Source organism: Streptomyces sp. NPDC048416, from assembly GCF_043200435.1.
Taxonomy (GTDB): domain Bacteria; phylum Actinomycetota; class Actinomycetes; order Streptomycetales; family Streptomycetaceae; genus Streptomyces.
This window is the reverse complement of record NZ_JBICXU010000006.1, coordinates 151,963-170,531: the sequence shown is the minus strand read 5'-3', so window position 1 is coordinate 170,531 and position 18,569 is coordinate 151,963. Positions and strand designations below refer to the sequence as shown.

Annotated in this window: 15 protein-coding genes, 1 tRNA gene and 1 pseudogene; 5 read left to right on the top strand and 12 right to left on the bottom strand. The window is 70.8% G+C overall.

Features of this window, described 5'->3' with window-relative positions; translation table 11 throughout:
* Positions 1 to 137: 137 nt before the first annotated feature.
* The 7 genes from ACGFW5_RS10765 to ACGFW5_RS10735 form a co-directional block, all read right to left on the bottom strand.
* Entirely contained in the window at positions 138 to 1,184 is a 1,047-nt protein-coding gene (locus ACGFW5_RS10765) for a DUF1906 domain-containing protein (protein WP_393833840.1), read from the bottom strand.
* 308 nt (positions 1,185 to 1,492) lie between these two features.
* Entirely contained in the window at positions 1,493 to 2,659 is a 1,167-nt protein-coding gene (locus tag ACGFW5_RS10760; RefSeq protein WP_393833839.1) for a lipid-transfer protein, read from the bottom strand.
* Positions 2,656 to 3,198 carry a MaoC family dehydratase gene (locus ACGFW5_RS10755; protein WP_393833838.1) on the bottom strand — a complete coding sequence of 181 codons (543 nt, stop codon included), beginning with the start codon at positions 3,196 to 3,198 and terminating at the stop codon, positions 2,656 to 2,658. Before ACGFW5_RS10755 ends, ACGFW5_RS10760 begins: the two co-directional genes overlap by 4 nt.
* Positions 3,195 to 4,385 carry an acyl-CoA dehydrogenase family protein gene (locus ACGFW5_RS10750; RefSeq protein WP_393833837.1) on the bottom strand — a complete coding sequence of 397 codons (1,191 nt, stop codon included), beginning with the start codon at positions 4,383 to 4,385 and terminating at the stop codon, positions 3,195 to 3,197. Before ACGFW5_RS10750 ends, ACGFW5_RS10755 begins: the two co-directional genes overlap by 4 nt.
* Positions 4,385 to 5,401 (bottom strand): OB-fold domain-containing protein, encoded by a 1,017-nt coding sequence (locus tag ACGFW5_RS10745; RefSeq protein ID WP_393833836.1) that lies wholly within the window; start codon positions 5,399 to 5,401, stop codon positions 4,385 to 4,387. Before ACGFW5_RS10745 ends, ACGFW5_RS10750 begins: the two co-directional genes overlap by 1 nt.
* A 113-nt stretch (positions 5,402 to 5,514) precedes the next feature.
* Complete coding sequence (locus ACGFW5_RS10740) at positions 5,515 to 6,699, bottom strand: acyl-CoA dehydrogenase family protein (protein ID WP_393833835.1); 1,185 nt, start codon at positions 6,697 to 6,699, stop codon at positions 5,515 to 5,517.
* Between the two features lie 476 nt (positions 6,700 to 7,175).
* Positions 7,176 to 7,487, bottom strand: a complete 312-nt coding sequence (locus ACGFW5_RS10735) for a hypothetical protein (RefSeq protein ID WP_393833834.1) — start codon at positions 7,485 to 7,487, stop codon at positions 7,176 to 7,178.
* Positions 7,488 to 8,049: 562 nt separating this feature from the next.
* Here ACGFW5_RS10735 and ACGFW5_RS10730 point away from each other — a divergent pair.
* Positions 8,050 to 8,913, top strand: a complete 864-nt coding sequence (locus ACGFW5_RS10730; RefSeq protein WP_393833833.1) for a bifunctional DNA primase/polymerase — start codon at positions 8,050 to 8,052, stop codon at positions 8,911 to 8,913.
* A 242-nt stretch (positions 8,914 to 9,155) separates the two neighbouring features.
* Here the strand turns inward: ACGFW5_RS10730 and ACGFW5_RS10725 are convergent, their stop codons facing one another.
* A complete protein-coding gene (locus tag ACGFW5_RS10725; protein WP_393833832.1) occupies positions 9,156 to 9,659 on the bottom strand; it encodes a GNAT family N-acetyltransferase in 504 nt (167 codons plus the stop codon).
* Between the two features lie 325 nt (positions 9,660 to 9,984).
* Positions 9,985 to 10,695 carry a DUF4145 domain-containing protein gene (locus ACGFW5_RS10720; protein WP_393833831.1) on the bottom strand — a complete coding sequence of 237 codons (711 nt, stop codon included), beginning with the start codon at positions 10,693 to 10,695 and terminating at the stop codon, positions 9,985 to 9,987.
* Between the two features lie 836 nt (positions 10,696 to 11,531).
* On the opposite strand from ACGFW5_RS10720, the gene ACGFW5_RS10715 reads away from it, so the two are divergent.
* The gene (locus ACGFW5_RS10715; protein ID WP_358759639.1) at positions 11,532 to 12,065 is read left to right on the top strand and encodes an NUDIX hydrolase; all 534 of its coding nucleotides are present in this window, start codon (positions 11,532 to 11,534) and stop codon (positions 12,063 to 12,065) included.
* Here the strand turns inward: ACGFW5_RS10715 and ACGFW5_RS10710 are convergent.
* Positions 12,043 to 12,437, bottom strand: a pseudogene (locus ACGFW5_RS10710) (hypothetical protein); the annotation flags it as partial. The gene ACGFW5_RS10715 and the pseudogene ACGFW5_RS10710 sit on opposite strands and share 23 nt — an antisense overlap.
* A 126-nt stretch (positions 12,438 to 12,563) precedes the next feature.
* Here ACGFW5_RS10710 and ACGFW5_RS10705 point away from each other — a divergent pair.
* A complete protein-coding gene (locus ACGFW5_RS10705; RefSeq protein ID WP_393833830.1) occupies positions 12,564 to 13,148 on the top strand; it encodes a hypothetical protein in 585 nt (194 codons plus the stop codon).
* Positions 13,149 to 13,349: 201 nt separating this feature from the next.
* Here the strand turns inward: ACGFW5_RS10705 and ACGFW5_RS10700 are convergent.
* Positions 13,350 to 13,439: transfer RNA gene (locus tag ACGFW5_RS10700), tRNA-Ser, on the bottom strand.
* A 316-nt stretch (positions 13,440 to 13,755) separates the two neighbouring features.
* Between ACGFW5_RS10700 and ACGFW5_RS10695 the strand changes: the two genes are divergently transcribed.
* Together ACGFW5_RS10695 and ACGFW5_RS10690 are read left to right on the top strand one after the other, a co-directional pair.
* The gene (locus ACGFW5_RS10695; RefSeq protein WP_393833829.1) at positions 13,756 to 14,535 is read left to right on the top strand and encodes an ABC transporter ATP-binding protein; all 780 of its coding nucleotides are present in this window, start codon (positions 13,756 to 13,758) and stop codon (positions 14,533 to 14,535) included.
* Positions 14,532 to 16,739, top strand: coding sequence for a hypothetical protein (locus ACGFW5_RS10690; protein ID WP_393833828.1), 2,208 nt, complete (start codon positions 14,532 to 14,534; stop codon positions 16,737 to 16,739). Before ACGFW5_RS10695 ends, ACGFW5_RS10690 begins: the two co-directional genes overlap by 4 nt.
* 161 nt (positions 16,740 to 16,900) lie before the next feature.
* Here ACGFW5_RS10690 and ACGFW5_RS10685 read toward each other — a convergent pair whose 3' ends face one another.
* Positions 16,901 to 18,436 (bottom strand): trypsin-like peptidase domain-containing protein, encoded by a 1,536-nt coding sequence (locus ACGFW5_RS10685; RefSeq protein WP_393833827.1) that lies wholly within the window; start codon positions 18,434 to 18,436, stop codon positions 16,901 to 16,903.
* Between the last annotated feature and the right edge of the window lie 133 nt (positions 18,437 to 18,569).

Sequence of the window (18,569 nt, the reverse complement as noted above, 5' to 3'; positions counted from 1 at the left end):
CCGTGTCCGCCTCAGGTTGTAGGAGTAGGGCTGGCCACACCTCCTGAAGGTGGAGGACGCACCCCCCGGGGGTCAGGGTTCAGCACCATCCGGACCCGTTGTGCGGCTTGCCTCGCCCCTGGTGCGCACCCGGCGTTTCAGTCGATGCGCGCGACCGGGGCGTCGACCTGGTTGCGGTCCACGACCAGCCGTTGCCCGCCGTGCGTCTCGGCCGTGTCACCCGCGTACTGGTGGATGCGCTGGTGGCGCCAGGCGTCCTCGCGCAGCGACTGCTCCTCGTACACCGCAGGGCCCGTGTGCCAGCGGGCGAACCAGATCACCGCCGGAAGGTCGCCCACCCCCGCCTGCCGTGCCTGCTCCATCTGCCGCACGCCGGAATCCGCGCTGCTGTAGAACCCGGGCAGGTAACCGCGCTCACGCACCTCCCGGTTCCAGGCCCGCACGAAGTCCAGCGTCGTGCGGGCGCACGCCGCGTTGCCCACGTCGTACGCCTCCATGTCGAGGAAGAGCGGGCTGCCGGACAGCATGCCGAGGGCCTGCGCCGCCCCCACGGCCTCGTCGGCCTCGGACCTGCCCTGCTCGGTGGGCCGGTTGCCGATCCGCACTCCCTTCTTGTTCGCGGCGTACACGCACGGGGCCTGCGAGCCCACGAACACGGGCAGCACCTGCCACCCCATCTGGTGCACCTGGGTCACCCAGCTCCTGCTCAGGTTGTGCTGGACCTGGCAGTGGCGGCCGCGACCGCCGTAATAGACGCCGACCGCGCCGTACGGCGAACTCCGCCAGGCCTTCATCACGGCCAGCGACGGTGTGTTGCAGGTGTCGAAGGCGCCGCCCGTGAAATGCGTCATGGCCGCCTCCGCCCCCCGCTCGATGTCCTCCTCCTCCTCATCGGGGAAGGCGTCAGCCGGGCCCGGAGGGGTCGGGAACGCGGAGGTGGAGGTGGAGACGGAGGTAGAGGTAGAGGTGGAGCTGGAGCTGGAGCTGGAGGTGGATGCGGCGGTGGGTACGGAGGCGGATGTGGAACCCGATGCAGTCGGGCGGACTGATGTGGTGAGCGTTGCGGCTGCTGGTGCAGTTGCTGATGCGGTTGCTGATGCGGTCGTCGCCGGGGTGAGCAGCGTGGCCAGGGCGGCGATCAGCGTGGTGGCGGAACGGGCGAGGGTCAGCTTGAGGCGGCGCATGGCCCGAGTGAACGGTCGCCCGCCCCGCCCGGCCACCGCTGAGCCCGCCGCCTCGGCCGTCCGTGCGGAGGATCAGCCGTCCGCCTCAGTGTTCTCCGCGCACGGATGTCCGCAGCGACGCCCCGTATATGTCGGCACGGACGCCTGCACGGAGCCGCGCGTAGACCTCGACACGGACGCATGCACGACCGCCCGCACGGAGCCCCGCGTAGACCTCGGCACGGACACCCGAGCAGGCGCCCGCACGGGCACCCGCGCCGACCTCGGCCCGGACGCACGCCGGGCCGCGCCGCCCCTCTGACGTCCTCTCAGCCGTCCGTCCCCAGGACCAGGCCCGAGGTGGGGACGCCTGTGCCCGCCGTGACCAGGACGCGGGCCGCGCCGGGTATCTGGTTGACCGAAGTGCCCCGGAGCTGGCGGACCGCTTCCGCTATGCCGTTCATGCCGTGCAGGTACGCCTCCCCCAGCTGCCCCCCGTGCGTGTTGAGCGGCACTCCGTCGGCCGCCACGAAATTGGCCGCCTCACCCGGCGCGCAGAAGCCGAACTCCTCCAGCTGCATCAGCACGAAGGGCGTGAAGTGGTCGTACAGGATCGCCACGTCGATCTCCGCCGGGGTGAGCCCGGAGGTCCGCCACAATTGGCGTGCGACCACCCCCATCTCCGGCAGTCCGGTCATCCCGTCCCGGTAGAAACTGGTCATCGCCTCCTGCCGGCGGCCGGCCCCCTGCGCCGCCGCCGTGATCACGGCGGGCCGCTGCCGCAGGCCCCTGGCCCGCTCCGTGGTGGTCACGACGAGGGCCTGACCGCCGTCGGTCTCCTGGCAGCAGTCCAGGAGCCGCAGCGGTTCGACGATCCACCGCGACGCCGCGTGGTCGGCCAGGGTGATCGGCTTTCCGTGGAAGTACGCCGCAGGATTGTTCGCGGCATGGCGGCGGTCGGTGACGGCCACGTGGCCGAACGCCTCGGGTGTCAGCCGGTAGGTGTGCAGATAGCGCTGCGCCGCCATGGCGACCCAGGACGCGGGCGTCAGGAGCCCGAACGGGAGCGCCCAGCCGAGCGCAGCTCCCTCCGCCGATGGCTCGCGTTGCTGCACCCCGGAGCCGAAGCGCCGGCCCGAACGCTCGTTGAACGCCCGGTAGCAGACCACCACTTCGGCCACGCCGGTCGCGACGGCCAGCGCCGCCTGCTGCACAGTGGCGCAGGCCGCGCCGCCCCCGTAGTGCACGCGCGAGAAGAAGGACAGCTCACCCATGCCGGTCGCCTGCGCGACGGAGATCTCGGGACTCGTGTCCATGGTGAAGGTGACCAGGCCGTCGACGTCCGATGGCGAGAGCCCGGCGTCGTCGAGCGCCGCGTGGACCGCCTCCACCGCCAGCTTCAGCTCGCTGCGCCCGGAGTCCTTGGAGAACTCGGTCGCCCCGATCCCGACGACGGCCGCCCTCCCGCCGAGCGAGTCGGCCCCGCGCACGCTCACGACTCCGCCCCCCGCCCCGCCGAACCCCCGCCGAGGCCACCGGCCGAACCCCCGCCGGGGCCACCGGCGGGGCCACCGCCGAGGCCACCGGCTGGGCCACCGCCGGATGGAGCGCTCGACTCCAACTGGCCGTCGCGCGGCGCCATTTCACCCGCCGACGTGGGTACGGACACTCTCACGGTGCCGGTGACATGGTGACCGAGGCCGTTGACCCCCGTGACCCGCACCTCCGCGATCTCCCCGACCACATCCGTGACCGTGCCCGTCAACGTCATCGTGTCGCCCGGGTAGTTGGGAGCGCCGAGCCGTATCTTCACCGCGCGCAGCCGGGCCGCAGGACCGAAGCAATCCGTGATGTACCGGCCGACCAGGCCGTTGGTGGTCAGGATGTTCATGAAAATGTCAGGGGACCCCTTCTCCCGAGCAAGCACCGCGTCGTGATGCACGTCCTGGTAGTCGCGGGACGCCACCGCGCCGGCCACGATCAGTGTCCGGGTGATCGCGATCTCCAACGGTGGCAGCGCGTCTCCTGCCTTCACGCCCCCACCCCCTCCGCCGCCTCCATCGGCCCCGCCGTCTCCACCGGACCCGCCGTCTCCATCGGCCCCGCCGTCTCCACCGGACCCGCCGTCTCCACCGGACCCGCCGTCTCCACCGGACCCGCCGTCTCCACCGGACCCGCCGCGGGCCGGTCCCTCGCCTCGTGCACGATCAACCCACCCAGCTCCGACAGGAGTTCGGCGCCGCACCCCAGGTACGCGTCCAGCTGGCGACCCCACAGGAAGTGGCGGTGCACGGGGTGCTGGAGGTCCGCGCCGAGGCCGCCGTGCAGGTGCTGGCCCGCGTGCACGACGCGGGTGCCCGCCTCGGACGCCCACCAGGCCGCCGTCAGTGCGTGCGTGCCGTAGCTCAGCCCCTCGTCCCGGCGCCAGGCCGCCTCGTACGACGTAACCCGTATCGCCTCGGTGTCCATGTACGCGTCGGCGGCCCGCAGCAGCACCGCCTGGTTGGTGGAGAGCGGACGCCCGAACTGCTCCCGGGTCGTGGTGTGCTGGACCGCCCTGGCCAGCGAACCCGCGCACACGCCGGCCTGAAGCCCGGCGAAGGCGGTGCGGGCGGTGGCCAGCACGTCTTCGTACGCCCCCGCACCGCCCACCCGCTCGGCCTGGACGCAGTCGAGCGTGAGGCGCCCGGCCGACCAGGGTGCGGTCGTCTCCACCGGCTCGGTCACCGCGTCGGCAACCCGCACCAGCCACAGGCGACGTCCTTCGTCGGGAACCAGTACATGGGTGGCATCCCGCAGCCAGGGCACGAGCGGCACCACCCCGGTCAGCGCCCCTCCGGACGCCGCCCGTACGCCGCCGCGTGCGGCCGGGGCTGGAAATGCCCCGGTCACCACGGCCACGCCGGCGCGCACGGCGGGGAGCAGACGCTCGCGCTGCTCGGCCGTGCCGTGCGCGGCGAGCGCGAGGACGCCGTACACACACCCTGCCGCGAACGGAACCTGTGCCGTGGTTCTGCCCTGCTCCTCAAGGGCGAGCACCAGACCCAGCAGGCCGACCTCCTCGACCGCCGCGAGCAGCCCGGCCCCGCACAGTGCCTTCCACAGCTCGGCATCCGTGCCCGTGCCCGCCGCCGTGAGCCGATCGTGCGTCGAGAGGTCCCCGAAGATCTGCGCCGCCAGCTCACGGAGCGCGGACTGCTCATCGGTGGGCGTGAAGTCCATCAGGCCACCTCCGCCCGGAACAGGGGAAGCACCAACTCGTGGTCCACCCGCTGGAATTCGAGGCGTACCGGCATCCCGATCCGCACCTCGTGCGGCGCCACTCCGACCACATTGCTGATCATCCGCACCCCCTCCGCAAGCTCGATCAGGCCCACCGCGTAGGGCGGGTCGAAGGCAGGGAAGGGCGGGTGGTGCATCACCACGCACGAGAACACCGTCCCAGCGCCGCTCGCCTCCACCGTGTCCCATCGCGCCGAACCGCAAGCGTGGCACCCCGGCAGCCACGGAAACCTCAGCTCGGCACAGGCGCCGCAGCGCTGTATCAGCAGCCGGTGCTCGGCGACTCCCGCCCAGAATCCGGCGTTGTCCCGGTTGACGACGGGCCGGGGACGCGCAGCCCGAACCCGGGCCGTCTCCGCCGATGGCGGCTCCGTCGATGCCGGCTCCGTCGATGCCGCCCGCTGCTCCGGTGCCGATGCCGGTGCCGGTGCCGTCTCCTGCGCTGGTGCCGATGGCAGTGCCTGTGTCTGTGCCGCCGGCGCCACCCCCGGAGCCGGCGTCCGCGTCGGTGAACTCCGTTGTGTTGGAGCATATTTGAGGATGCGGAAGCGGTGCGTGCCCGCGAGCCGTCCGCCGGCCCGGACGTCCATGCGTGTGGTGATGAAGTGCCCGGTTCCCAGCTTGGTGGTCTTGCGCTCCGACACCGTCTCTATCACCGCGTCATACGTGATCCGATCGCCCGGCCGCAGGTCATGGACGTACTCCTGCTCGCAGTCCGTCGCCACCACCGCCGCGTATCCGGCACTGTCGAGCAGATCGAACAGCTCGTCGTAGGCCAAGGCGCGGCCCGTGCCGTCGCCGTGCCCGGAGAGACCGCCCATCGTCCACGCCTGGAGCATCGTCGGCGGCGCTATGGCCTCCGGCCCCACGTAAGCGGGGTTGGTGTCGCCCATCGCCTCGCACCAGTGCCTGATCATCGGCTCGTTGACCAGGTCCTTGCCGACCCCGGCACGCACTGCGGACTGCCCTTCGAACTTCTTCAGACGCCCCAGGAAATCCCCCTCCCCCGCCCTCGCTTCCCCCGTCCCGCCCTCCCTCGTCGGGCCACGCCCCGCCCTCGCCTCCCCCGTCACCGCTTCCCCCGCTTCATCCCGAGCCGCATCGTCGCGACGATCTCCCGCTGCACTTCGCTCACCCCGCCCCCGAACGTGTTGATCTGTGCCGCCCTGTTCATCCGCTCCAGCTCCCCGTCCCCGAAGGCGCCGGGCGAATCACCCCGTATCAGGCCCGCGTCCCCCACGATTTCCCGACACATTCGATACGTTTCGACGGCGGACTCCGTTCCCATGAACTTCACGCCGCTGGCGTCCCCCGGAGCCAGATTTCCGTCCCCCACATCGCCCACCAAACGCCAGCTGAGCAGGCGATTCACCGCCAGCTTCGCGTGCACGGTGGCCAGCTTCGCCTTCACCCATTCGTGGTCAACCCGGCGCTCGGAAGTCACCGGATCGGGTGTACAGGCCGCGGTCAGCGCGGCCTCGTAGAAGTCCTCGGCCTGCATGCCGATCGCGGCGAGGGCGACGCGCTCGTGGTTGAGCTGGTTGGTGATGAGCCCCCATCCCGCGTTCTCCTCGCCGACCAGGTTCCCCAGCGGCACCCGGACGCCGTCGTAGTACGTCGCCGTGGTGGTCAGACCGCCGACCGTCTCGATCGGGGTCCACGAGAAGCCTGGCGCGTCGGTGGGCACCAGGATGATCGAAATGCCCCGGTGCTTGGGCGCGTTGGGGTCCGTACGGCAGGCGAGCCAGATCCAGTCGGCGTTCTGGGCGTTGGAGGTGAAGATCTTCTGCCCGTCGATCACCCAGGACCACTCGTCCCGCTCTGCCGGGTGCGTGTCCCGTACGGCTCGGGTGCGCAGGGCGGCGAGGTCGGTGCCGGCCTCGGGCTCGCTGTAGCCGATCGCGAAGACCAGGTCGCCGCAGAGGATCCTGGGCAGGAAGTAGGCCTTCTGCTCGGCGGTCCCGTACTTCATGAGGGTCGGGCCGACCGTGTTCAGGGTGACCATCGAGACGGGCGCACCGGCCCGGTAGGCCTCGTCGAAGAACACGAACTGCTCGTCGGGACCGCGCCCCTGCCCCCCGTACTCCACGGGCCAGCCCAGGCCGAGCAGCCCGTCGGCGCCGATCCGTCGCAGGAGCGCCCGCTGCCCCTCCGGATCCGCCCCGGACGGCGGGCCGCCCGGCATCAACCGGGCGAAGTACGTGCGGAGTTCGGCGCGCAGGTGTTGCTGGCGCTCGGTCGGGGCGAGGTGCACGACGGCGGCCTCCCGTGCGTATGAATGTGGCAGGCGAATGTGGCCGGTACCGGCGGCTACGGCGCTCACAGGCCGGTTCGCGCGCCTGTCCCGACGCCTGGAGGCGTACTGAGACGTACTGAGACGTACTGAGACGTACTGAGACGTACTGAGACGTACTACCTGAGGCGTACTGACAGGCCCGCGAATCAGTTTCTGACTGTCCGTCAGTTATGGCGTCGCTGTCAATGCCCCAGGCAGGCAAGAGGCCCCGGCCGCACGCGAACGGCCCGGGTGACCGTGCCGCAGCACTGCCACCCGGGCCGCCCTCACCCCCCGACCGTTCTCACCCCCCGACCGCCTTCCCCCCGGCAGTCCTCACCCCCTGGCCGTCCTCCCCCCGACCGTCCTCACCCCCTGGCCGTCCTCACCCCCCTGTCGTTCTCACCCCCCTGTCGTTCTCACCCCCCAGGGCGGACCCCCTCAGGGAGCCGGGCTCACCACAGGCGGGTGAAGTGCACGGCGACATTTTCGTTGCCCTGATTGATCGCTGTGAACGCCGAGCCGTTCACTTGGGCGGTGTTGTTCTGGTTGGAGGCACCGGAGCCGACGGCCTGCTGCTGCGAGGTGGACGAGTTCCCCCGGTTGTCGTGCCCGACCCCGCTGCCGCTGATGGTGGCCACCGCCGCGTTCGATCCGTGACCCGAGAGGGCGCCGTTGTCGGCAGTGGCCACGCCCGAGAGGAGGGCGGCGGCGAGGGGCAGCGCGGCAACGGCGGCGAGAACGCGGGCGGTACGGATGCTTGCCATGTCAATTCCTCCAGGAACCGGAAGTATGAGTAGTACGGGTGCTTCAAGTGCTTCAGGTGGTTCGGCTCGTTTCGGGCCGTTCCTCCATGCAGCAAGTACGGCCTGTTCCAAGGCAGTTGGCCGACAGCCCTGGACGTTGTGTGACGACGTCGCGAGATCAGAGTTGCCCACCGAATCCCCGGCGAACCCGGCAATGGGGCACCTTTCGCCCGCAAGCGTGAGGACATGTCGATAAACCCCCCATGTACCCCCAAGCCACTGATCAGCCCCTGGTCGACGCCGACCTCAGCCCCCTGAAGCGCGCCCTCCCAAGGGAAGAACCGTTTCCGCTCCGATTCGGCCAACCTTTGCTGTCACCGGTACTTCACCCAGGGGACGCCGGTACGCCACCGGGTCGTCGCACGGCGCGGATGGGGTCGAGGACGGGGCCGGGGGCGGCGCCGGGGCGGGGCGACGGGGGTTCGCCGCGCCCGGCGCTCGCCCCCGTTCCCGGGCCGGAGCGCGCGCCGGGTCACACGCGAAAGGGATTCCCTTTCTCGAACATTCGTACGAACATGGAGCCATGGCCACCATCGACCGGCAGGCCGCCACCCTGGCCCTCGCCCACGCCCTGTCTGCCGCCGAGCGCGGTCTGCCCGTCATCCCGCTGTCCCGCACCAAGCTCCCCGCGCTCCCCTCGCCGCACCGGGAGGATCCCCGTCCGGGGCTCTGCCGGGGCGAGTGCGGGCTCCCCGGGCACGGGGTGCACGACGCCACCGCCGACCCGGCCGGAGTGCGCGCGCTGTTCGCGGCCGCGCCCTGGGCCACCGGCTACGGCATCGCCTGCGGCCGGCCCCCGCACCACCTCATCGGGATCGACCTCGACACCAAGCCGCCGGGCGCCGACGCCACGGCCTCGCTCCAGCACCTGGCGCTGCGCCACCTGTTCACCATCCCCGAGACCGTGGTGGTGATCACGCCGAGCGGGGGCCGTCACATCTGGCTGACCGGGCCGCCCGACGCGGTGGTGCCGAACTCGGCGAGCCGCCTCGCACCCGGCATCGACATCCGGGGCGCCGGCGGCTACCTGGTCGGGCCCGGATCGCTCAGCGGCAGGGGCGTGTACCGCCTCGCACCCGGCACCGCCCACCTCGGCCCGGCCCCCTGCCCCACCGCCCTGCTCGACCTGATCATCGCGCCCGCGCGGCCCCACCAACCCCAGCGGCCCGGTGGCCACCACGGGCACGGGCTGGTCCAGTTCGTCCTGGCCGCCCACGAGGGGCAGCGCAACACCCGGCTGTTCTGGGCGGCCTGCCGCGCGTACGAGAACGGCATCGGCGAAGAGCTCACGGCGGCGCTCACCTCGGCCGCCGTCCGCACCGGCCTCACCGCCCGCGAGGCCTCCGCGACGATTGCCTCGGCGGCGCGGATGAGTACGGCGCGGTGAGCGGGTGGGGTGGGGTGGGGCGTGGTGAACGGGTGGGCGCGGTGAGCAAGGGGGCGCGGGACGGAATCGGCCCTGGGCGGGCCGCATCGTCGTAATCCTCCCGAGGCACCCCTCCCCGACGCCGAAGCGGCAGCCCTCTCCGACGCCAGGCACGGCAGCCTCCCCTGCGCCGGGCGCGGCAGCCCTCTCCTGCGCCGGGCGCGCCCACTCGCTCCTGCGCCGGGCGCGCCCGCTCGGCTCCCTCAGGAGCTGCCGGGCTGCGCCCCCCGATCGCTCACGTCCGGGCCGGAATCCCCGTCGAGGATCAACAGGCTGTGCTCGTTCTCGCCGTACCAAACGGTCCCGGCATGACGGAAGCCGTGTTTCTCCAAGAGCCGCACCGAGCCGGTGTTCCCGGCGAAGGGGTCGGCGTGCAGGGGCCGCGCCCTTTCCAGTTCGAGGAACTGCGCCAGTGCGCGTGTGCCGATGCCACGGGCCCAGTACCGCCGGCCCAGCCAGTACCCGAGGAAGCGCCGCCCCTCGTCCCACCACGCCACCAGGTTGCCCGCAAGCTCGCCATCGACCGTGATGGCCTGCACGAAAACGGTGGGGTCGCCGAGAACCTTCGTCGTCCAGTGGGTCATGAAGGCCTCCCGTTCCCGGGGTGGGAACTTCGACCGCCGTGCCGCCTCCGGATCGTGCTCCTGCCGGAAGAACTCCTCCAGATCCGCCGGAGCGACATCTCTCAAGCACACCCGCTCATCCATGCCGCCGGAGTCTGCCACGCCCCACTGACAATGCGGGATGGGACGCCGCCGGACCAGGGTGAGGCACGGGCACGCAGAAGGGGCGCCGCTCCGGAGAGCCGCGCCCCTTCTGACCTGCAAGCCTGTGACCTGCTGCGGTGGGTGTGGGATTTGAACCCACGGTGACATCGCTGCCACGACGGTTTCCAAGAGGGTACTGCGGGAAGCCTTTCGCACGCGCCTGACCTGCATACTCGACCCCACCACCAGCCGCCGTGGAGCCACGCGGTCCACGCCGGGTCCACTGCGACCGGCGCGGGCGCGATCGCACCGCCCCCCAGCAGTCCTACAGGTGAAGCTCAGAGATCCTGCTGAGCAAGAGGTTGGTCTGCTGTTCCATGAGGCCGGCGCGTTCTCGACTCAGCTCCTCAAACTGACCATGAGCCGCCGCATTCCGGAGTCCCCCAACTTGCTCAAGATCCTTCGCTTCCTGCTTGGTGATCAGCTCCTCCCGACGGAGAAGCTGCGAGTACGTGCTGAGCGAGGGGCGCTCGGGCAGTTCCAGCCCGCGGGCCTCAATCAGCGCCCGTAGTGCGCTCTCCAATGCTGCACCGCACAGCACGATGGCCGCAGCAGGATGGGTCTGCTTGTCACTCAGTAGCCGCCGTACCTGGCCCATCATGTCCGTGCTGATCAGGCCGATCTCCGACCAAGCGCGAGCACCCACGATTTCGCTGACGCCCGCTTCCACCTGGCGAACCCAGGTAAGCAGGACATCACCGACGGCGCGAGCTCCCGACTCAGTGGACTGGTTATCTCCCTTGCTTTGGTACACCTCAGCAGCACGGGAGGTCCAGAAGCTGTCCTCACCGGCGTACTGGCGCAGAAACTCCATGCCCGCGAACGCGTTCGCCATCAGGGCAGGAAGCTCCTGATGGTCCGATATCTGCCACCAGCCCCGACCGTCCTCGTTCCGACCAGGCTTCCACACCAGACCTTCTTGCAACGTCTGGGCCAGTGAGCGAGCGTACGAGAGGACCTGCTCCTGATTGGGCATATCAACACTCCGACTGCAGCGATGGAACTCTCGATCATCGCTGCCGAAGGTTACGTGCGCATACGGTTTAAGAGTTACAGGAGACTGTCAGTATGGCCAAGGAGTACCGAGTCGGGATCGTATGCACCGATAGGGGCCAGCACGCGCGAGTCCGTCTGACGATGGCTCGACGCGAAGCTGATGGCAGCCATGGGATGACCCATGCCTTCAGATACTTCGCGTCACCAATGCGGGACGCCGAGCCTGGGTCCATGATGGGTCGCAGTTCATACGTCTTCAGGTGCCCAGCATGCCCGCGCACGCCCCAGGTTGAAGCGACAAGGTGGTGGCACCTCGTAGACGGGATGCGAGCTGCGGGCTTCACCGAGTTGGACGTCTCGTCGCTACCATGAATCTGCTGCCGCATGGCTAGGGCAGTCCCTGGGCGTGGACGGGGTCACTTTCCAGTTACGTACGTGACGTTCGCTGCAAGCCCGCTCATCTGGTGGGTAGCTTCAAGCTGCCCATGGAGAGCACATGCAGGGCTTTCTCATCGACATCCTCGCCAATCTGGCGGCAAGCACTGTCACGACGATCGGTGTACTCGCCGGCCGAAGTGCACTCACACGGTGGCGTCGCCGCGGTCGTCAGGAAGGCAACAACAGCTAGCCCTGGCTTCGTAACTGGCTGACAACAGATTGGCCCCCGCTCATGGTCTTGGGCGAGGGCCAATCACCACCATCCGCGCCCCCTCAGGCTGGCCACCTATTCGTCACTATGACGTGAATTTGATTGAACCTGGCAGTCTGTGGCTGTAGCTCTGCGATGCTGGAGGCCGATCGAGAGGGGCCACAGCGATGCAGTGGAAGATCCACGGGGAACGTCCGATCTACGAGAACAGCTGGGTGAACCTGTGGCTCACGGACGTCGAGACGCCGGACGGAAACCGCTGGGAGCACCACGTCGTAAAGCTCCGGCACTTGGCCGTGGCTGCCGTCGTCAACGAACGGCGCGAGGTGCTGATGATGTGGCGGCACCGCTTCATCACCAACGCCTGGGCGTGGGAACTGCCCATGGGCTTGGTCGAGGAAGGTGAGAGCCCGGCTGAAGCGGCAGCCCGTGAGGTGCTGGAGGAGACCGGCTGGCGGCCCGGCCCGATCAAGTCGCTGATCTATGCCGAGCCGGCCAACGGCATCACCGACTCCCAGCACCACGTCTTCCGGGCTGACGGAGCGACGTACGAGGGTCCGCCGACCGAGAAGAACGAGTCGGACCGGATCGAGTGGATCCCGCTGGCCGACGTGCGGGGCATGATCGACCGCCGCGAGATCGTCAGCAGCGGCTCCCTGGTCGGGCTGCTCTACGTGCTCATGGACGAGGCGATCCGCTGATCTGGCGGGGTAGCACTTCCCGGAGTCGGGCCTCGAACGCCACCGCAGCCGGTTCCCGACGGAAGGGCTTCAGCTGCTCGTAGAACTCCCGCAGGTGGCCGGCGACTCGTTGCGAGCTGACGGCCGCCGCCGGGGCCAGGGCATCCATGGCCGTGTGGCACGCCTCGTCGAGTTCGCCGCGCTGAAGCTGGGTGCGGGCGAGCCAGAAGGCGTGGAAGGCGCGGCCTCGGTGGTTCGACTGGTGTTCTCGGCGGAGGGCGTCCGCGCGATGAGGGGTTCGGCGAGGGCGGCTTCGCCCAGGCGGCCGTGCGCGATGCCGGTGTCCACGATCAGCTTCGGCTCGTCGAAGTAGGCGACCCAGGCCGGGTCCGGGGCCCTCGCGGAGGCCGACGACCAGTAGTCCAACCAATCAATCAAGGGGCGCCCCATGCGGGGCGCCCCTTTCTGACTTTCTGGAAGCCGTACACACTCAGCGGTGCCTGCCTGCATCCTGCGTTCATGGACCAAGGACTTGTAGCACTTATCGCCGCAGGGGTGGGGCTAGTGGGCGCGATCAGCGGTGCCGCCATCGGTGGCCTTGCTGCGGCGAGAGGCGCACGCCTCGGGGCCGAGACGACGGCACGGGCCACCGCCAAGCAAGTACACGATCAAGGATCGATCAATCACGAGCATTGGCTTCGTGGACAACGCTTGGAGTCATGCCGTGCCTTACTCGCCGCGTACGACAAGTACGCGATCGCCGCGTCGAACGTCAGCCGGGCCTTGGAGGGCGAGACCCAGGCTTCAGTTGAGATGGGACTAGCCCTTGGACAGGCGGTCTCCGACGTCAGGAATGCCTACTTCCATGTCCGGCTGCTGGTACCTGAGGAAGTCCTTCTGCACGCCCGAAGTCTGCGGCTCCAAGTAGAAGACCACAACGAATGTCTGGGGCGCTGGCTAGATGCGTTCGTGGCCATGAACGGCCAGAGAGCGGCCGCTGGGCAAGCTGATGAGGAGCGACTCCGCGAGCAGCTTGGCCACGTTCATGATGCACTCATCGAAGCCGCACGAAGCGCGGTAGCCGCGCGCCCAGTGGCCGGCTGACCACTCAGATCCGACGTGCCGCAGGCCTTCCCAGCACTGCGTACGTTCAGCTCAGCGGCTTGCAACTCGGTGGACCTGGTCCACGCCTGGTCCACACACGAAGATCCAAAGCGGCACACAGGCGGTTCAGGGTGAGACAGGCCCCATGACGAAGGGGTGCCCCTTGATTGGGACACCCCTTCTGATCAGCGTTCTCTGACCTGGCGGTGGGTGTGGGATTTGAACCCACGGTGACATCGCTGCCACGACGGTTTTCAAGACCGTTCCCTTAGGCCGCTCGGGCAACCCACCCACGCTCCGCCTCACCAGGCGCGGAGCGACCAACAGCCTACCGGCCGCCGTGTGCTTCGTGGGCCACGGGCCGGTGCGAGCCGCCGCCCGCCGGGCCACGCAGCACGGGTGCGCGCCCTCGCCGGGCCGTGCGGGCAACGCGGGCGCCGGGCCACGCCGCACGGGTACGCGCCCTCGCCGGGTCGCGCGGGCAACGCGGGGCGCCGGGTCGCGCGGGCAACGCGGGGCGCCGGGTCGCGCGGGCAACGGCGGGGCGGGGTCGGCGCGTCCTGCTCGGTGGCTTGGTCGGTCGTGAGACGAAACAGGGGTGGGCGGGGTGGCTGTGGCTGAGGTGGCGTTGGATGTGCGTGGGCTCAACTACACGGTTGGCGGGCGGACGTTGATGCTCGGTCTCGATCTGATGGTGGGGGCCGGGCAGTCGGTGGCGGTGATGGGGCCTTCGGGTTCGGGCAAGAGCTCGCTCCTGTCGTTGATCCTCGGTCTGGCCCGGGCCGACGCGGGGTGCTTGGACGTGGCCGGTACGGACATGGGCTTACTCAAGGGCCGCAGGCTGGCCCAATGGAGACGGCGCCACCTCGGCATGGTCTTCCAGTTCGGGGAGCTGCTGCCGGAACTCACCCCGGTCGAGAACGTCGCGCTGCCCGCCCTGCTCTCCGGAGGCAACCGCGCGGACGCCTTCGCCCGGGCGCACGACCTGTTGACCGGACTCGGCGTACCCGCGGACGGCGTCGCGACCAGCGACCTGTCCGGTGGCGAGCGTCAACGCGCGGCGGTAGCGCGGGCGTTGATGGGCAAGCCGTCCCTGATCCTGGCGGACGAGCCCACGGGCGCCCTGGACGAACAGGCCCGGGACCAGGTCGCCGACGTACTCTTCCGAGTCCCCAAGGACACCGGCTGCGGGCTGCTCGTGGTCACGCACGACCCGGCCGTCGCCCGGCGCGCCGACCGTGTGCTGCACCTGACCCAGGGCCGCTTGACCGACGCCGCCGGACAGGGCGCCGACGGACAGGGTGCCGACGGACAGGGTGCCGACGGACACGGTGCCGCCCAGCGCGGTGCGGCCCAGCACGACGATGCCGCGTGCGGTGGCGCGTGAAGGGCGTTTCGGGGGCGCCCCTGTGGTGGCAGCTCGTCCGCATGGGGCGCTCCGCCGCCCACCGTGCCGAGAGCGGGCGGACCCGCTTCATCGCGTTGATCCTTGCCACGCTCGTCGCCGGCCTGTCCGCCGCCGCTTTCGTCGCTTCGAGCGCGACGTTCGACGGGCGTGAGTCGCGGGCACGGGCGCGCACCCCGGTCATGGCCGAGGGGGGCCGGCAGGCGAAGGCGCTCTGGAGCAGTTACGGGGAGAGCGAACACGGCCGCGAGTACAGCGTGATCGTGATCGCGCCGCTCACCGACGACGCCCCGCTGCCCCCCGGCCTCGACCGCTGGCCCGCCCCCGGCCAGGCGTACTTGTCCCCGGCGCTGGCAGAAGGGCCGGGCTCGGAGAACTACGCGGGCCGCTACGGGAAGGTGGTGGGCCGCATCGGCGGGAGCGGACTTGCCACGCCCGGCGAACGCCTCGTCTACACCCGCCCGAGCGCCGGCCTGCTGAACACCGCCCCACGTGAGCGGATCAGCGGGTTCGGATCGTCCGTCGGCCCCGCGTTCGGTGACGTAAAGGACATCGGAGAGGGCAAGGAGAAGGGGCTCGCCATGATCATGGCGCTGCTGCTGGGACTGCCCTCGGTCGTCCTGGCCGTCGCCGCCGCACGGCTGGGGGCCCACGGCCATGACCGGCGTGCCCGGCTGCTCGACTGCCTGGGGGCGGGCAGACGGCGCCGCTTCTGGATGGACCTGGGCGCCTGCGCGCTCCCCGTCGCGCTCGGCACCGCGCTCGCGGCGCTGCTCCTCATTCCCGCCCTGCTGACGGACATCACCCTGCCCTGGATCGACTACACCCTGGCGGCCGCGGACCTGCGGCGGGCGGCCGGGCCGCTCCTGGGCGTGGTCATCGGCGCGGGGCTCGCGGTGCTCGCCACCTCCCTGCTGCTCCAGCCCGCCACCCGTCGCCGCACGAGGGCGCGCCGGGCTCCGCACCCGTCCGGCGGTCTCCTGCGCACGGTGGCTCTGGTCGCCTGCCCCTGCTTCTTCGCCCTGTCGGTGCTGTCGGGCCTGATGCGCCACAGCAACCAGTCCCCGATCCTCTACGTCATCGCCGTGCTGGGCGCACTCGCCACCCTGCCGTCGGTGATCGCCGTACTCATCGCCCGCGCGGCCCCGCGCCTGGCCAACGCGGCGCGGCGCGGGGGCAGCGCCGGGCAGTTGATCGCCGCGCGGTCGCTGGCCGCACGCCCGGGGGTGGTCGTGCGCCTCGTCTCCACGCTGGTCGTCGCCATCGGTGTCATCGGCCAGACCCAGCTGATCACCAGCATGCTCGACAACCGCTCGGGCGACACCCGCGTACTCGACTCGACGGAGGGCCGCAGCATGGCAACGGTGCATGCCACCGAACGCGCCCGCCCCAGCGGGGAGTTCCGTGCCGCGCTGCCTCCCGGCATCCGCGTCATTTCGCTCGGGCACGTGAACGCTCCGTCGGGCGGCCCGAGCAGCGCGAGGACGATCCAGGCGCCGTGCCCCGACCTCGCCGCGCTCCGCCTGCCCTGCCCCGCGCCCGGTGCCACCGCCGAGGTCGGCTTCGGTTCGCTCGACCGGCGGTTGACGACGAGTACGTACAGCGACTTCGGCGACGCGCCCGCCATCGTCCGCACCGGTGAGGCCACGCGCCTGGAACCGCAGGACCTCTGGCTCCTCGTCTTCACCGATCGGGCGGATCCCCTGGACATCCCGGAGCTCAAACGCGTGGCCCGGCTGTCCCTGAGCACCGATGCCGTGGTCCGGTCGCTGGCCGAGGGAAACCAGTCCTACACCCTGGGCCACCAGGCCCGCTGGCTGCCCTTCCTCGGCACCGCCGGCACCCTCGTCATCGCCCTGGCCATGACGTTCTCGGCGCTCTCGGAGTTTTTGCGCTTCTCGCGCGACCTGGCACCCGTGGCCGTGCTCACCGGCCACGGTCACGTATTCGGCGCGACCGCGCGCTGGGCGCTCGGCCTGCCGACGCTCGCGGCCGGCGCCGCCGGGATCGCTGCGTACGTCGTGCTGGCCCAGCCCGTCAGCGGCGGCCCCGAGGGAGCCGACCTGTCGGGAACGCTCTGCCTGATGTTCCTGCTGCTCACCACGGCGCTCGCCGTCACGACCGTGCTGGCCGCGCGCACCGCGGCGCTGCGGGAAGCCGGCGTCTGGAGGCCGAGGGCGGACTGACGGGGCGCTCGCCGCCGGACCGCTCCCACGTGTCGATTCCCCTGAGGGCGGCCTCGGGGAAGAGCCGAAGAGGCCGCCGAAAAGAGGTGGCCGACAAAGAGGCCGCCCCCGCTCCCCGCGCGGTCGGCGGCGGGGAGCGGGGGCGGCTCGGCGACGGCAGGTCAGTTGCTGTCGCCCTTGCGTTCGCCCAGGGTGATGGTGACCGTGGACTCCTTGCCGTCGCGCTTGTACGTCACCTGGACCTCGTCACCCGGCTTGTGCGTCCAGATCTCGCTGATGAGCGTCGGCCCGCTGTCGATCGGCATGTCGCCGAACTTGGTGATGACGTCGCCCGCCTTCAGGCCCGCCTTGTCCGCCGGGCCGCCCGGGGTGATCGGCTGCTGGCTCCCGCTGCCCTGCGGGGAGATCTGGGCGCCGTCGGTGCCGCCGCCCGGGGCCATGCCGGTGCCCTGCTGGATGCCGACGGACGCGCCGATCACCGGGTAGACCGGCTGCCCGGTCTTGATGAGCTGCTCCGCGACGTTCTTGGCCTGGTTGATGGGGATGGCGAAACCGAGGCCGATCGAGCCCGCCTGCGACTGGCCGCCCATGCCGCCGGTGCCCGCCGACTGGATCGCCGAGTTGATGCCGATGACCGCGCCGGCCGAGTTGATCAGCGGGCCGCCCGAGTTGCCCGGGTTGATGGAGGCGTCGGTCTGGAGGGCGCTCATGTAGGAGGCCTTGGAGTTCTGCCCGTCGCTGGAGGCCACCGGGCGGTTCTTGGCGCTGATGATGCCGGTGGTGACGGTGTTGGAGAGCCCGAAGGGCGCGCCGATGGCGATCGTCGAGTCGCCGACCGCGACCTTGTCCGAGTTGCCGAGGGACAGCGGCTTCAGGTTCGCCGGGGCGTTCTTCAACTTGATGACGGCCACGTCGTAGCCCTGTGCGCGGCCCACCACTTCGGCGTCGTACTTCTTGCCGTCGGAGAACGTCGCCGACAGCTTGCCGCCGCTCGCGGCGGAGGCCACCACGTGGTTGTTCGTGAGGATGTGGCCTTCCTTGTCGTAGATGAAGCCGGTGCCTGTGCCGCCTTCGCCGTCGCTGCCCTGGGCGTCGATGGTCACCACGCTGGGCAGCGAAGCGGCGGCGACTCCGGCGACCGTGCCCGGGTCGCGCTTGAAGTCCTTGGGGGTGTCGGACGACGCCACCGTGGTGGAGCCCGATCCTCCGTTGTCGCGGTCCGCGGCGAAGTAGCCGATGGCCCCGCCGATGCCGCCGGCCACCAAGGCTGCCGCCACGACCGCGGCGATCAGACCGCCACCGCGCCTGCGCGGAGCAGGCGGCTGCGGGGCGCCCCAGGGCTCGCCCGGGTTGCCGGCGCCTCCGCCTCCGTAGGAGGGCAGCGTGGGAGGGGGCGGCGGCCACCCGGCGCCACCCTGCTGCGGGGGCGCCGACTCGTGCGCCGTGTGCGCCTGCTGCGCCGGCGCGTCCGGAGTCGCGGGCATCGGCGTGGTGGCCGGGTCCGGGGCGGACGACGGGGTCGCCCCGGCCGACGGCGCCACGGGTTCGTGGACGAGCGTGCTCTCCGCATCGGCGGGCGCGGCGCCCGAGGGGGCGGGGGCGGCGGGAGCTGCGGCGGGCTCGGGAGGTGCAGCAGGTGCAGACGACGGGGCAGGCGGGACGGCCGGGACCGCGGTGCCCTCGTTCTCGGTGCTCACAGCTTGCTCTCCTCGGTTTTCCACTCGGTCTTGGGGACGGTCTGACGGGCTGGCTGAGCGTCGGTGCGGTTGCGCCTGGTGCGGCGCTGGGTGTGGTGCTCGGTGTCGCTGCCGTGCGCCGGCGTGGAGCCCG

What these genes read in the sequence shown, in the direction of transcription:
- ACGFW5_RS10765 (WP_393833840.1), bottom strand. Translation starts at nt 1,184, where the DNA reads ATGCGCCGCCTCAAGCTGACCCTCGCCCGTTCCGCCACCACGCTGATC.
- ACGFW5_RS10750 (WP_393833837.1), bottom strand. Translation starts at nt 4,385, where the DNA reads ATGGACTTCACGCCCACCGATGAGCAGTCCGCGCTCCGTGAGCTGGCG.
- ACGFW5_RS10735 (WP_393833834.1), bottom strand. Translation starts at nt 7,487, where the DNA reads ATGGCAAGCATCCGTACCGCCCGCGTTCTCGCCGCCGTTGCCGCGCTG.
- ACGFW5_RS10730 (WP_393833833.1), top strand. Translation starts at nt 8,050, where the DNA reads ATGGCCACCATCGACCGGCAGGCCGCCACCCTGGCCCTCGCCCACGCC.
- ACGFW5_RS10725 (WP_393833832.1), bottom strand. Translation starts at nt 9,659, where the DNA reads ATGGATGAGCGGGTGTGCTTGAGAGATGTCGCTCCGGCGGATCTGGAG.
- ACGFW5_RS10720 (WP_393833831.1), bottom strand. Translation starts at nt 10,695, where the DNA reads ATGCCCAATCAGGAGCAGGTCCTCTCGTACGCTCGCTCACTGGCCCAG.
- ACGFW5_RS10715 (WP_358759639.1), top strand. Translation starts at nt 11,532, where the DNA reads ATGCAGTGGAAGATCCACGGGGAACGTCCGATCTACGAGAACAGCTGG.
- ACGFW5_RS10705 (WP_393833830.1), top strand. Translation starts at nt 12,564, where the DNA reads ATGGACCAAGGACTTGTAGCACTTATCGCCGCAGGGGTGGGGCTAGTG.